The 12,403-nt window shown below is 42.0% G+C and carries 15 protein-coding genes; 2 read left to right on the top strand and 13 right to left on the bottom strand.

Features of this window, described 5'->3' with window-relative positions; genetic code table 11:
• Positions 1-113: 113 nt before the first annotated feature.
• Genes dhaM through dhaK form a run of 3 tightly spaced genes read right to left on the bottom strand, consistent with a single transcriptional unit; the run spans position 114 to position 2,066 of the window.
• A complete protein-coding gene (dhaM, locus tag RSK81_RS00360) occupies positions 114-488 on the bottom strand; it encodes a dihydroxyacetone kinase phosphoryl donor subunit DhaM (RefSeq protein WP_002898815.1) in 375 nt (124 codons plus the stop codon).
• Complete coding sequence (dhaL, locus tag RSK81_RS00355) at positions 488-1,066, bottom strand: dihydroxyacetone kinase subunit DhaL (RefSeq protein WP_002908417.1); 579 nt, start codon at positions 1,064-1,066, stop codon at positions 488-490. Before dhaL ends, dhaM begins: the two co-directional genes overlap by 1 nt.
• Before the next feature lie 10 nt (positions 1,067-1,076).
• Positions 1,077-2,066 carry a dihydroxyacetone kinase subunit DhaK gene (gene dhaK / locus RSK81_RS00350; RefSeq protein ID WP_315687024.1) on the bottom strand — a complete coding sequence of 330 codons (990 nt, stop codon included), beginning with the start codon at positions 2,064-2,066 and terminating at the stop codon, positions 1,077-1,079.
• A gap of 215 nt (positions 2,067-2,281) precedes the next feature.
• Here dhaK and RSK81_RS00345 point away from each other — a divergent pair, with 215 nt between their 5' ends.
• The gene (locus RSK81_RS00345; protein ID WP_002911350.1) at positions 2,282-2,878 is read left to right on the top strand and encodes a TetR/AcrR family transcriptional regulator; all 597 of its coding nucleotides are present in this window, start codon (positions 2,282-2,284) and stop codon (positions 2,876-2,878) included.
• A complete protein-coding gene (locus RSK81_RS00340; protein ID WP_315687023.1) occupies positions 2,875-3,441 on the top strand; it encodes an NAD(P)H-dependent oxidoreductase in 567 nt (188 codons plus the stop codon). Before RSK81_RS00345 ends, RSK81_RS00340 begins: the two co-directional genes overlap by 4 nt.
• A gap of 44 nt (positions 3,442-3,485) precedes the next feature.
• On the opposite strand, the gene purB is transcribed toward RSK81_RS00340, so the two are convergent.
• The 10 genes from purB to RSK81_RS00290 form a co-directional block, all read right to left on the bottom strand.
• Positions 3,486-4,781 (bottom strand): adenylosuccinate lyase, encoded by a 1,296-nt coding sequence (gene purB / locus RSK81_RS00335; RefSeq protein WP_315687022.1) that lies wholly within the window; start codon positions 4,779-4,781, stop codon positions 3,486-3,488.
• 21 nt (positions 4,782-4,802) lie between these two features.
• Positions 4,803-7,283 (bottom strand): toll/interleukin-1 receptor domain-containing protein, encoded by a 2,481-nt coding sequence (locus tag RSK81_RS00330; protein ID WP_185756160.1) that lies wholly within the window; start codon positions 7,281-7,283, stop codon positions 4,803-4,805.
• 353 nt (positions 7,284-7,636) lie between these two features.
• Positions 7,637-7,867: a phosphoribosylaminoimidazole carboxylase gene (locus RSK81_RS00325; protein WP_125357229.1), complete on the bottom strand. Its 231-nt coding sequence runs from the start codon at positions 7,865-7,867 to the stop codon at positions 7,637-7,639.
• Positions 7,868-7,886: 19 nt separating this feature from the next.
• Positions 7,887-8,153: a hypothetical protein gene (locus RSK81_RS00320; protein WP_111705913.1), complete on the bottom strand. Its 267-nt coding sequence runs from the start codon at positions 8,151-8,153 to the stop codon at positions 7,887-7,889.
• A gap of 202 nt (positions 8,154-8,355) precedes the next feature.
• Positions 8,356-9,048, bottom strand: a complete 693-nt coding sequence (locus tag RSK81_RS00315; RefSeq protein ID WP_315687021.1) for an aspartate/glutamate racemase family protein — start codon at positions 9,046-9,048, stop codon at positions 8,356-8,358.
• Between the two features lie 3 nt (positions 9,049-9,051).
• Entirely contained in the window at positions 9,052-9,279 is a 228-nt protein-coding gene (locus tag RSK81_RS00310) for a phosphoribosylaminoimidazole carboxylase (protein WP_315687020.1), read from the bottom strand.
• A gap of 20 nt (positions 9,280-9,299) precedes the next feature.
• A complete protein-coding gene (locus RSK81_RS00305; protein ID WP_125357227.1) occupies positions 9,300-9,563 on the bottom strand; it encodes a hypothetical protein in 264 nt (87 codons plus the stop codon).
• Between the two features lies 1 nt (position 9,564).
• Positions 9,565-10,656 carry a 5-(carboxyamino)imidazole ribonucleotide synthase gene (gene purK / locus RSK81_RS00300; protein ID WP_315687019.1) on the bottom strand — a complete coding sequence of 364 codons (1,092 nt, stop codon included), beginning with the start codon at positions 10,654-10,656 and terminating at the stop codon, positions 9,565-9,567.
• A complete protein-coding gene (gene purE / locus RSK81_RS00295) occupies positions 10,643-11,131 on the bottom strand; it encodes a 5-(carboxyamino)imidazole ribonucleotide mutase (protein ID WP_004192664.1) in 489 nt (162 codons plus the stop codon). Before purE ends, purK begins: the two co-directional genes overlap by 14 nt.
• A gap of 19 nt (positions 11,132-11,150) precedes the next feature.
• Positions 11,151-12,344, bottom strand: coding sequence for an ATP-grasp domain-containing protein (locus RSK81_RS00290; RefSeq protein WP_004192665.1), 1,194 nt, complete (start codon positions 12,342-12,344; stop codon positions 11,151-11,153).
• Positions 12,345-12,403 lie beyond the last annotated feature (59 nt).

Raw genomic sequence — 12,403 nt, 5'->3', positions numbered from 1 at the left:
TGAAAATTGGTACAAGGATAAAGCAAAAAAGCTGGGATTAAATCCCAGCTTTTTGATATAAAATGTTCCTTATTTTTCAATTGAAGTCGTTTATTAAGTCTTTAGAAAAACGGCTATTTTTTTATTTCTAATTCACGGACCTGAAGCAAAACATTAGGCAAATCTGCCCCAGCCTGAAGAAGGGCAGCAGCCGTATAAGCGCCCTCTACCAAAGGAACATTATTGATAATGATTTCCTTGTCAGAAAAGTCTGCGACCATTTCTAGATTCATCCGAGCCGAACCCAGATCGAAAAAGGCCAAAATAGTGTCCTTGTCATTGGCATCTAAAGCTGCCTGAATCCCTTCAAAGCTGGTCCCAATGCTACCGTCGTCCAACCCGCCCACATAGCTGATGGCCACATCTGCCGCCACCTGCGAAATGAGGTCAAACAAGCCTTGGGCTAGGTTTTTGGAATGGGAAACGATAAGAATGCCAGTATCTGCCATCAGTCTGCCTCCGTTTCTAGAAGAGCCTCAAAGAGGAGACCAGATGAAGCCGAACCGGGATCGATATGACCGATAGAACGCTCACCGACATAGGAAGCCCGCCCCTTGGTCGCCTTCAAATCCTTGGTCGCTTCCACTAGAGAACCAATCTTTTCATGCGTCAATTCTCCAGACTGCAGAGAAAGAGGAATTCCTGACCAGACATCCACCATGGTCTTCTCACCAGGCACAGCCTTGCCCCGCTTCTGAATCATGTCCAGTCCAGCTTGGATGACTCCTGACAAGTCTTTGCCGTCTTTTTCAGCTTTGGCCATGCCCATGAAGGCCGAACCATAAAGAGGCCCGGAAGCACCGCCGACCTTGCTAATCAGCTGCATGGAAACAACCTGAAAAACCTCAGCCGCACTGGCAAAATCCTTAGCAGCTAGACTCTCTACTGCTGCCGCCATTCCCCTGACCATATTGGCACCATGATCGCCATCTCCGATGGGAGTGTCGAGATCAGACAGATAGTCTTTCTGATTCTGGATCTTTTCGTTAAACAACTGCATCCATTTTTTTGCTCTTGCTGCGTCCATAAGCACCTCCTTACCAAGCGGCTGTCGTGACAGGACTGTTGAGAGCTGTCAGCCAGTCTGGCTGATCCAGCTGGATAAAGGTCAGAGAAATCCCTGCCATATCAATGGAAGTCATGTAATTACCCAGCTTTTTATAGACAACTTCGACTCCAGCTTCTGCCAAAAGATTTGCTACATCGGCTGCAAAGACATACTGCTCCATGAGCGGCGTTGCCCCCATACCATTGATGAGGATCCCAATTTTCTTGCCAGATTTGAGCTCAAAGGACTGACTGAGCTTCTCGACCAATTCCTTGGCTAAGTCCTTAGACGGCTGCATCTTTTCCTTGCGATAGCCGGGCTCACCGTGGATGCCAATACCGAACTCTATCTCATCATCAGCCAAAACAAAACCAGGCTTGCCGACTTCCGGTACGGTTGCTCCGCTCAGAGCCAAGCCGACCGTATGGATATTTTTGACCAGCTCGTCAGCTAGAGCCTTGATTTCAGTCAGAGATTTGCCTGCACGCGCCGCATCCCCTAGAATCTTATGGACAAGGATGGTACCAGCCACTCCGCGGCGACCTTGCGTATAGAGGCTGTCTTCCACTGCGATATCGTCATCGACAACGACACTAGCCACCTCAATCCCTTCCATCTCAGCCATTTCCTGAGCCATTTCAAAGTTCATGATGTCACCGGAGTAATTCTTGATCACCATGAAGACTCCAGCTCCCTCATCTGCTTCCTTGATAGCCTGCAAGACCTGGTCAGGTGTTGGTGAAGTAAAAACCGCTCCGCAAATGGCAGCCGACAGCATACCCTCACCGACAAAGCCAGCATGGGAAGGCTCATGCCCACTGCCACCGCCAGAAATCAGGCCAACCTTGCCTGTCTTCTCACTCTTGCGGGCAATGATATCAAAGCCCTCCACCCGATAAACCAAATCGCTGTGAATATAGGCCAAGCCGTCCAGCATCTCGTCCACAACCGCTGTTGGATTATTGATAATTTTCTTCATAGGTGTCCTCCGTTTCTCAGCGTTTCTTTACATGAGCAACCCACCCTAAAAAGAAAGCGCTATCATTTTGATATTATTTTAACATTTTATCTTACCGAAAGCAAATTCTGTCACATCCTAGACTAGAAGAAAGCATCAAATTAGTTGACAAGAAAAAGTAGACAGTGTATACTAAAGATAGATAAGTAGACAGTGTATACTTCAGGAGGACATACATGAAACGCAATACTGCCCAGCTGAAAGAACAGCTCATTCAAACGGGGATTGACGAAATCGGAAAACATGGAATTGAACAGCTCTCGCTAAGGACTGTTGCCAAGGCCTGCGGTGTAACTCACGGCAGCCCTTACCGCCATTTTGAGAGCAAGGAAGGCTACCTCAAGGTGGTTTTGACCCAGCTCTCGCTGTTTCTCAATCAGGAAATCAATGAAAATATTGATGCGACAGGTTCTGCGCGTGATCAGCTGACCCAGCTTGGTCTTAATTTCATTATTTTTGCCAAGACCTACCCTCATTTTTTCGAAGCTCTCTTTATCAAATTTCCTTTTAAATATATGAAGGTGACGCAGGACACCATCCTCTTAGAGTCTGACTTGCCTGGATTTGATAAATTTAAGGAACTTGTTTTAAAGCTTCGCAAGGAGGAAAATTTTAGCAATAGCGAAGCGGAAAGCCTTTTTCACTTTTGGAGCTTTATCACCGGTCTGGCCGTTCTGACCAACAGTCCTATCGGACAAGACCTTGATCCTCAAGCCATCCAAAGCACGATCGAGCACATGCTTGACATTTATATCAAAGGAGAACGATCATGAAAACCTTGATTATTTACACCCACCCCAGCCCAACTGGCTTCAATGCTGCTATTCTCAAAGAAGTTCAAAGCAATCTTTCTAAGAAGCATGAGGTGAAAACCTTAGACTTGTATGCTGAAAATTTTGACCCAATCTTGCTCTTTGACCAAGAACATAGACGCCGTGACCTGCACAAAGACCCCGAAATGGCCAAATACCGGGATTTGATTACTTGGGCAGATCATCTGATTTTTATTTTCCCTATCTGGTGGAGCGGTATGCCGGCCATTCTCAAAGGCTTTATCGACCGTGTCTTTGCTGCTGACTTCGCCTACTCTTATAAGAAAGTCGGACTCCAAGGCCACCTGCAAGGCAAGACCGGCTGGATTATCGTCAGCCACAATACTCCAGGTTTTGCCCTGCCTTTCGTCCAAGACTATGGCAAGGTACTTAAAAATCAAATCCTGAAACCTTGCGGTATTTCTCCAGTCAAACTGACAGAGCTCAACGGGGTAGAACGCAAAACAGACCAACAACGCCAAGAAATGCTCAAGAAAATCGGGCAACTGGCCAGTCAAATTTAAGATAAAGAAAATAGGCGCTTCTTACGAAGTGCCTATCTTTTTGTTTAATCTAAGCCCACGCGCTTGAAGATTTCATCTACGCGCTTGGTGTAGTAAGTAGGATTGAAGATTTCATCAATCTCTTCCTGAGTCAGACGGGAAATCACTTCTGGGTCCGCTTCGAGCAGAGGCTTGAAGTCTACTTGATTGTCCCAAGAGTGGGCTGTCTTTGGCTGTACCAAGTCATAAGCCTGCTCCCGCGTCATGCCTTTTTCAATCAAGGTCAACATAGCCCGCTGACTAAAGATAAGACCAAAGGTCGAGTTCATGTTACGCTTCATGTTTTCTGGGAAGACGGTCAAGTTCTTGACGATATTACCGAAGCGGTTGAGCATGTAGTCGATAAGAATGGTCGTGTCCGGAGCGATAATCCGCTCAGCTGATGAGTGGGAAATGTCGCGCTCATGCCAGAGAGAGACATTCTCAAAGGCTGTCACCATGTGACCACGAATGACACGCGCCAGACCAGTCATATTTTCAGAGCCGATAGGGTTGCGCTTGTGCGGCATAGCAGATGAACCCTTTTGCCCCTTAGCAAAGAACTCTTCCACCTCGCGCTGCTCAGACTTTTGCAGACCGCGGATTTCAGTCGCCATGCGCTCTATAGATGTCGCAATCAAGGCTAGAACTGAGAAGTATTCAGCGTGGAGGTCACGTGGCAGGACTTGAGTCGATATCTCTTGTGGACGGATACCTAATTTCTTACAGACATAGCTTTCTACAAATGGCGGAATGTTGGCAAAGTTCCCAACCGCACCAGAAATTTTCCCAGCCTCTACACCAGCCGCTGCAAGCTCAAAACGCTCGATATTGCGCTTCATTTCGCTGTACCAAGTCGCGAGCTTAAGGCCGAAAGTCGTCGGCTCCGCATGCACCCCGTGGGTACGACCCATCATGATGGTAAACTTGTGCTCCCGCGCCCGCTCTGCAATGATGTCAGTGAAGCGACGTAGATCCTCACGGATGATGTCATTGGCCTGCTTGTAGAGGTAGCCGTAGGCCGTATCCACCACATCGGTCGAGGTAAGTCCATAGTGCACCCACTTGCGCTCCTCACCCAGTGTCTCAGAAACCGCCCGCGTGAAGGCCACCACATCGTGGCGCGTCTCCTGCTCAATCTCCAAGATGCGGTCAATGTCAAAGCCAGCCTTTTCACGAATCAAGGCCACATCTTCCTTGGGAATCTCACCCAGCTCAGCCCAGGCCTCATCAGCCAGAATCTCTACCTCCAGCCAAGCCTTGTACTTATTTTCCTCAGTCCAAATGTTCGCCATTTCGGGGCGAGAGTAACGATTGATCATATTGTTTTATCTTCCTTTTTATTACTTATTCATAAGTTTCTCTGCTCGTTCATTGATAGTAGACTTAGCACTATCTGATAGGGTAAGCTTTGATAAATTCTCTTTCCACTCTATTTCATTATTTTTCATAGCATTAATATATATTTGACACTTTAAAAAGTCATTATAATAATTGCTATTTTTGCGATTGAAATTAGAGTTTTTCATAAGCTCCAATACTTTTTCTAATTGACGTAAATCTTTAGTTCTTTCAAAGAAATCCACCTGAAACAACAATATGTATGTGTTATCCTCTGGAAACTCTTTACTCGCTTGGTCTAATGTAGACTGAACTTGAGAGTAATCTTTTTCAATCTCCATATTATATTTTGCTTTACATATTAGAAACATATTTCGCGCACTTGGAGAATCAATCTTCTCAAAATCACTCAATAGAGTTCCCAATATTCTTTTCTTTTCTAATAATGGTTGAGAGTCCTCCCTTTGATAAAGTACACTTTGAAAATAGGCTTGTATATGATAGGGGTTATTACGATTATTTTCATAATTATCTTTAGCCATTAAATAAGCTTTATCATATTCTCCAATTTTATTATAAAGTAAGACTAGCTCTCTTTTAGCTTGAGAGTAAGTTCTATTCTCTTCCAAAACTTTATTGAAACGTTCAATTGCCAGATCAAAACGACCTATTTGTCTGTAATAAAAACCAAATAAAAAATTGTGTTTATATCCTGAAATACTTTGAACTTCGTCTTTAAATCGTTCATCCTTTAATCTTGCTAATGAACTACACAAGAAAAATCGAATTTCATCCCTTATATAGCTGTCTAATACATCGCTTGAGTGCAAAATGCTATCAGCTAATTTTATAACAGCAGAATTTTTTCTATTATCATATAGATTCTTCATCGTTTTTAGATAATACGACGGAATAAGCTTGGCTAATGGTACTTCTTTACCTAATCTCAATTTTTCCTGCATAACAAACATTTCATCAGCAATATCTAGATTAGAGCCATTTATATCTATATAGCCAACAAATCTATCTAACGCATTTGATAACTGCTTTTCTAAATGAATTTGTCTCTCATAGTAATTTTTTGCAGCTAAATTAAGTGTTATGTACTCACCGTCCACACCAATTTTATTTACCATCCCATGTCTCATATACTTCTCAATATCATTGATTTTTTCTGGGATTGAAGCATATTCCAAAATTTTAGATAAGGATTCTAAATTGATAAAGTTAAACTTAGACAATATTTTCAATACTTTATTATCATTGTCAGTATAATTAAACCCTGAAATTATTGACTGTATTTTGTTGTCTGAATAGTCTGAAATAATGTGTGTGTTTTTATAAAAGTATTCTTTTGAATTTTCCTTAATGACATCAATTGTATAGAATATTTCTTCAGGAAATCCTGAAAATAGTTGACTTATAGCTGCTAATTCTGGCTTATCTAATATCAAATCATTAAGATTGCTATATTGGAAAAGTAACTTATTTCTATCACTAGGACTCAATACATCTATGTGAAGATGGAACATATTCTTTAAGGAATATATAAAGTGGGGTTTATACTTACTCATTATACAAGTTGATATATCAACATAATCGCTTGAATTAAATTTTTCAACTATTTGTTTAAACCAGTACGCCAATTCTCCAGTATGAGTTACAATAGCTCCTTGGTCATCTATAAACAGTTTATCTTTCAAGTCAGTATTTAGAACGCGTAACAAGTCAAATGCAAGGTCAATTTTTTTATCTAAAGTGCTACTCATTAAGTCAATATCAACATCCAAGTCTGAAACATTAGATAATTCCTTTATAAAATCCTCTATACTTTGGTGCCCATCCAAAACAATTATTGGAGGGGAGTAAGACTCCCTTACTATACCAGTTTTATTTAATGCTCTCTTTAAAAAACTCCTCCTCCCCACTGTGCTCATTCCAGATGCTATAATAAAATTTGTTTTTTCAATTGTAAAATCATTAATCCTACTCTCAAAACTCTCCATCTCAGAATTACGACCGACAAATAAATTTGTTTTTTTCTTTAAAAACTCACTGTTTTTCCAAGAAATTTCTGTGACTCTTGAAAATATCATTCTTGATAGCTTGCTTGGTGATTTAACATTTCTTAAGTTATATTTTTTTAACCATTCTGGAATCTCTTGATTATCTTTAGTTATATCATCAATGATTACTGGCATTATTCTCTGTTCATCTAAAAAATTAGAGTCTAGATTTTTTGCCCAAAGAATTTCTTGTTTTACCCATTCAGAAGATAATGAATTTTCTGATAATAATATGACGAATAAATCAGTCATATCGATTGTTTGGCGGATTTCTTCTATTATTTTTGCCCCCGATTCAAATGTTAATTCATCGTAAACTAGGCGGTCTTCTCCAAGACTCTTTTTTAAATTATCAACCAACGGCCTCACAAAAAAGTCCTTATCCTTACTACTATGTGATATAAATACTTTCTTCATATTACTATTCCTCTTATCTTCAAGCATATCAACAAACTCCAGCTCACTACTAAAACACAGACATATCCTTGATCTGATTGTACTATGTTTTCAATTTAACGTACATGTGAGGGAGGTACTCTATTTTCCTGTGTCACAAAATATTCCGCAACTTCAACGTGTCATCAAAGTTCGTACCCTATATTCATTTTTAGTTAATACGAATACCCTTGTTCCTTTCTTTTTATTTATTTTATTCTATCAAAGATTGATTGTTCGGTCCAAATTAATGGAACCTGGTGTTCTTTCCTCTCTAGTTTTTATATGTAATATTCTGTTGATGTTTCACAACAGCTAAGCAATCGAGAGAAACCTTATTCAAACTCTTCTTTCCCAATCCATACAGATGGATAGTGATCTAGTGTGTTCAAATCAGTATCCAATGGCAAATCATAATAAATTGCTAAATAGTTTTCGGGGTATTGAGCAACTAGCTCTTCATACTTGACTTTCACCTTTTCGTGATTGCTACTAGCAAACAAGGCTTCTACAACAGCTCCAGTCTTATCCTTTTCCACAAAAGCATTGACGATGATTTGAATCATAGATTTTCTCCATTAAATTCTAAAAATTTTCTTCTTCCTCAGAATCTTCGTAAACACAAAATTCAATTGAAAGTTTTATAGGACGACTTGTTAATCCAAAACTCTTTATATAATCATAGACCTCATCATCATCGCGCGTATGCTCTATAACTAGCTGATTATTTGTTATCTCTACAATATGAATACCTTCTGCATCCGGAATTTCTGGAATGACTACATCATCCGCATAAGTAAATGTCAGAGTAGTAATATCATCTTCAAATACATCATCAAATTCTTCTATCATTTTAAAAATCAATCCCTTCTAGCAGTAGTTGACTGACTTCTCTTGCTGACTTTATCCACTACGACAAGCCTAGTCAACTTTACAGGGGTAAGACGACGGACCTTATAACTGGAGTCCTGTCTTGCTCCCCAAACTCAACCACGCTATCCGGCGCATCACTAAACAAGATTACGTATCCTATTTTGCTGTTGTACTTGGTTTCTTAAACTTTTACCGCCCACTCCGCTGCTTTCTCCGCATGAATCACCGTTGTGTCGTAGAGAGGCAGGTCAGTATCGAATTGCTTAACGAGGAGACCAATCTCGGTACAACCCAAGATAACAGCTTCAGCGCCTGCTTTTTTCAAATCATCTATAACGGCAAGATAAGTCTGCTTTGAGCTTTCGTTGATATCTCCTAGACAGAGCTCGTCATAAATAATCCGATTGACTTCTGTAATACCAGCTTGGTCTGGAATCAGCACTTCTAACCCAGACTCTATTAATTTCTCCTTGTAAAAATCTTGAGTCATGGTGTACTTGGTTCCTAGGAGACCGACTTTTTGAATACCGTCAGCCAACAAGGCCTGCGCAGTTGCCTGCGCAATATGCAAGATTGGAATCGTAATCTGTTCTTGTATCTGCGGAGCAACCTTGTGCATGGTGTTGGTGCAAATAACAATGAAATCTGCACCTGCTTGCTCCAAGCGCTGAGCAATATCTGTCAAAAGTTGAGCGCTTTTCTCCCAGTCTCCGACTGCTTGATAATGCTCAACCTCTGCAAAATCAACACTGTAAAGCAGAATCTTAGCTGAATGCAAGCCACCTAGCTCTTTTTTGATGGTTTCGTTGATGATTTGGTAGTAAGAGGTGGTACTTTCCCAACTCATACCGCCAATCAGACCGATAGTTTTCATAGGCTAATCAAACTCCTCCTTGCTTATCGCCACCGACGGATAGTGTGGCAGGGTGTTAAGGTCAGTATCCAGCGGCAAGTCGAAGATTGCCAAATAATTGTCTGGATACTGAGCTGTCAGTTCTTGATATTTGGCCTTTACTGTTTCCTGGTCGCTGCTGGCAAAGAGCACTTCCACAACGGCGATTTCTTTTCCTTCCTCCACAAAAGCGTTGACAATAATTTGAATCATAAACTGGTCTCCATTTAGCTTTAAAGATTATCATTTTTTGAGTCTTCATGTATAGAAAATTCAAATGAAATTCTCTCAGGATGTCTAGGCAGGCCGTAACTACTCAGATAATCCTTAACTTCCTTCACGGAACAAGAATATTCTAAGACTAGCTGATTGCCAGCTCTCTCTAAAATATGAATCCCCTCTCTATCCGCAATCTCTGGAACAATCAAATCGTCCGTATAAGTCAGTGTAACGGTAGTTATTTCATCATCTAGCAATTCATCAAATTCTTCTGTCATTTCAAAAATCAATTCCCTCCCCAAACTCAACCACACTATCCGGCGTATCACTAAACAAAGTCACATGCCCCATTTTGCGGTTGTGCTTCGCTTCTATTTTACCATACAGGTGGAGGTGGGCGCTTGGATTTTCTGTGATATATTTTTCAGCGGCCTCGACATGCTGGCCAAGAACGTTGAGCATGACGGCCGGCGCATGCAGGTGGATAGCTGGCAACGGTGCTCCAAGGACGCCCAGAATATGGGTATCAAACTGCGAGAAGTCGCAGGCTTCAATTGAGTAGTGGCCAGAATTGTGTGGACGTGGAGCAATCTCATTGACGATGATGTCATCAGCCGTCGCAAACATTTCCACGCAGAGGGTTCCAGACAGCTTGAGCTGTTCTGCGATTCGCACCGCCATTGCTTTGGCCTTGTCAGCTAGACTATCAGAAATGCGAGCTGGCACAATGGTCTTAGACAGGATATTGTTGCGGTGGATGTTTTCCTGAACTGGGAAAACCGTCACATCCTTGCCATTTCCTGATACAATGACAGAAATTTCAAGGTCAAAGTTGACAAATTCTTCCAAAACACAGGCTGCTGAATCCGCTAGCACATAGGCTCCTTCCAAATCTGCTTCTGAGCGAATGACCTTTTGCCCATGTCCGTCATAGCCACCAGTCGCAGTCTTGAGGACATAATTTTTCGACAGGTCGATGTCTTCCAAGTCTTGACTAGAAGTCACGACTTTGTAGGGTGCCACGGTGACTTGAGCCTTGTTTGCGAGAAAATCCTTTTCAAAAATCCGATTTTGAGAAATGCGGAGCAGGTCCGTTCCTTGAGGGAGCTGACCATCCTTGATAACGGCATCCAAACCGTCCGCATCGACATTTTCAAACTCATAGGTCAGGACATCGCAACGCTCAGCCAGCTGACGCAGGGCGTCCACGTCATTATAAGGCGCTACGATAATCTCTGCCACGCGAGAGGCTGGGCAATCCGCCGCAGGATCCAGCGCGATGACCTTGTGCCCCATGTAGATAGCAGAAATGGCCATCATCTGCCCCAACTGACCACCACCGATGATTCCGATTGTTTTAGATGAGCTCATTCGTAGACTCCTCAGCAATTTTTCCTTGTTCTTCTGCAAAATCCGCCAAAGCTGTCGCAATAGCCTGATCCTCTACTGAAAGAAGGCGGAGGGCAAAGAGAGCCGCATTTGTTGCTCCTGCTTCCCCAATAGCCATAGTTGCCACTGGCACACCGCCTGGCATCTGCACAATCGAATAAAGAGAGTCCAGACCGCTGAGAGCGCGTGATTTGACCGGTACACCGATAACAGGCAGAGTGGTTTTAGCTGCTACCATTCCTGGCAAATGGGCGGCACCACCAGCACCTGCAATAATAACTTTGATACCGCGACTGCGAGCTTCTTCCGCATGTTGGAACATGATGTCAGGCGTGCGGTGGGCAGAGACGACTTTCTTTTCATAGGCTACACCAAAGCGGTCTAAGACTTGGGCTGTTTTTTGCATGGTTGCCCAGTCGGATTTGGAGCCCATAATGATGGAAATAATTGGTTTCATATTTTCTCCTCTGAATAAACTAATTCTTTTGCTCAATATTTTTTACAGTGGCTGATTCAACACTATAATGTTTAACAGTCTGATTAACCAGATTTTCAACGCTCTTAGGTTTTAGCAATAAACGAAGTATAATTGTCACAAGAGGTATAATGCTCGGCAAATCCTTCCAGACAGGTGTCAACACTTCTTCACTATCACGTCTTAAAAGCCAGTACTTTATTGTCTGCAATATTTTTCTTCTACTTTTCGTCTTCTCAGCTGTTCCAATAATCAAAGCCATCAGACTATGCGTCTCAATGCCTGCTTGACCAAGAATGACCTCAGATTTAGCGTAGCTGTGACTGGCTAGTTCTATCATGATTTTTGGAAAATTAACTCCTGCTTTATAGGCGTTAGCAGGCTCTACCATTCTAGGGTTACACTCTATATAGTAAAATTGGTCTCCCCTACGTATAAAATCTAGGGTTAGGCAACCATGCCATTGTATATATTGTCCTAATTTTTCAACATGCTCTCTCGTTCTTTTAGATTCTATGCCTAATCTTGCCGCAGCCGAACCACCCGCGCCAGAACCTACTTTTACGCTAGAATGCACTGCGAGTAATTCTCCATGATCAAACACTGCTTGAACCTGACCATAGTCTCCAACTATGTCTTGCTGAACCATCCATTCCTCATCACTCGCTGTTAATTTGCTCGTCACTTCATCCAAATCTTTCTTACTTGAAATCTTATAAACCGAGCGACCAGCCGTACCATAATCTGCTTTCAGCCAATAAGGATAGTCTAGCCGGATGGAGTCTGCATCTTTCACATGCTCCCACTTAGGTGTAGGCAGTCCTAACAAATCCGCAGTTTCAGCAAAAGCAATCTTCCCAGCCAACTTTTCAAACTGCTCTTGATCAGCAAGGGCGATTGGTAGCGATTGAGGCAAAAATTGTTTCCCATTTGCCAATAACCAGCCTTCTTCATGTGTTGGCAAAATGGCCTTGTAATTGGTTTTATGAAGCAACTGACTAACCTGTCTCAGATAATCTACAGGAAAACGATTCACATCAACTATCGGAACTCTATGGGTTAGACGACTGAAGTGTGCAATGGAAAATCTTCTAGGAGATAACACATCAATTTTATAGCCTTCTTTCAACAAAACTGTCAAAGTTTCTCGTGAGGTCAAGCTTGAACCTTCTAAAAATAGCAACCTATTTTTCATTTTTCAAATACCTGAAGTCTATTTTTAAGTCTCACGGCTAAAAGTTTCATAGATTTGAT

Source organism: Streptococcus sp. DTU_2020_1000888_1_SI_GRL_NUU_041A (assembly GCF_032387735.1).
Taxonomy (GTDB): domain Bacteria; phylum Bacillota; class Bacilli; order Lactobacillales; family Streptococcaceae; genus Streptococcus; species Streptococcus sanguinis.
This window is presented reverse-complemented; position numbering and strand designations above follow the sequence as displayed.

Bases quoted from the DNA above. Each gene is read 5' to 3' on its own strand.
- RSK81_RS00305 (WP_125357227.1), bottom strand. From the start codon at position 9,563: ATGACAGAAGAATTTGATGAATTGCTAGATGATGAAATAACTACCGTT.
- RSK81_RS00315 (WP_315687021.1), bottom strand. From the start codon at position 9,048: ATGAAAACTATCGGTCTGATTGGCGGTATGAGTTGGGAAAGTACCACC.
- RSK81_RS00345 (WP_002911350.1), top strand. From the start codon at position 2,282: ATGAAACGCAATACTGCCCAGCTGAAAGAACAGCTCATTCAAACGGGG.
- dhaK (WP_315687024.1), bottom strand. From the start codon at position 2,066: ATGAAGAAAATTATCAATAATCCAACAGCGGTTGTGGACGAGATGCTG.
- dhaL (WP_002908417.1), bottom strand. From the start codon at position 1,066: ATGGACGCAGCAAGAGCAAAAAAATGGATGCAGTTGTTTAACGAAAAG.
- RSK81_RS00325 (WP_125357229.1), bottom strand. From the start codon at position 7,867: ATGATTCAAATCATCGTCAATGCTTTTGTGGAAAAGGATAAGACTGGA.
- dhaM (WP_002898815.1), bottom strand. From the start codon at position 488: ATGGCAGATACTGGCATTCTTATCGTTTCCCATTCCAAAAACCTAGCC.
- RSK81_RS00310 (WP_315687020.1), bottom strand. From the start codon at position 9,279: ATGATTCAAATTATTGTCAACGCTTTTGTGGAGGAAGGAAAAGAAATC.
- purB (WP_315687022.1), bottom strand. From the start codon at position 4,781: ATGATCAATCGTTACTCTCGCCCCGAAATGGCGAACATTTGGACTGAG.
- RSK81_RS00290 (WP_004192665.1), bottom strand. From the start codon at position 12,344: ATGAAAAATAGGTTGCTATTTTTAGAAGGTTCAAGCTTGACCTCACGA.
- purK (WP_315687019.1), bottom strand. From the start codon at position 10,656: ATGAGCTCATCTAAAACAATCGGAATCATCGGTGGTGGTCAGTTGGGG.
- purE (WP_004192664.1), bottom strand. From the start codon at position 11,131: ATGAAACCAATTATTTCCATCATTATGGGCTCCAAATCCGACTGGGCA.
- RSK81_RS00330 (WP_185756160.1), bottom strand. From the start codon at position 7,283: ATGAAGAAAGTATTTATATCACATAGTAGTAAGGATAAGGACTTTTTT.
- RSK81_RS00340 (WP_315687023.1), top strand. From the start codon at position 2,875: ATGAAAACCTTGATTATTTACACCCACCCCAGCCCAACTGGCTTCAAT.
- RSK81_RS00320 (WP_111705913.1), bottom strand. From the start codon at position 8,153: ATGATAGAAGAATTTGATGATGTATTTGAAGATGATATTACTACTCTG.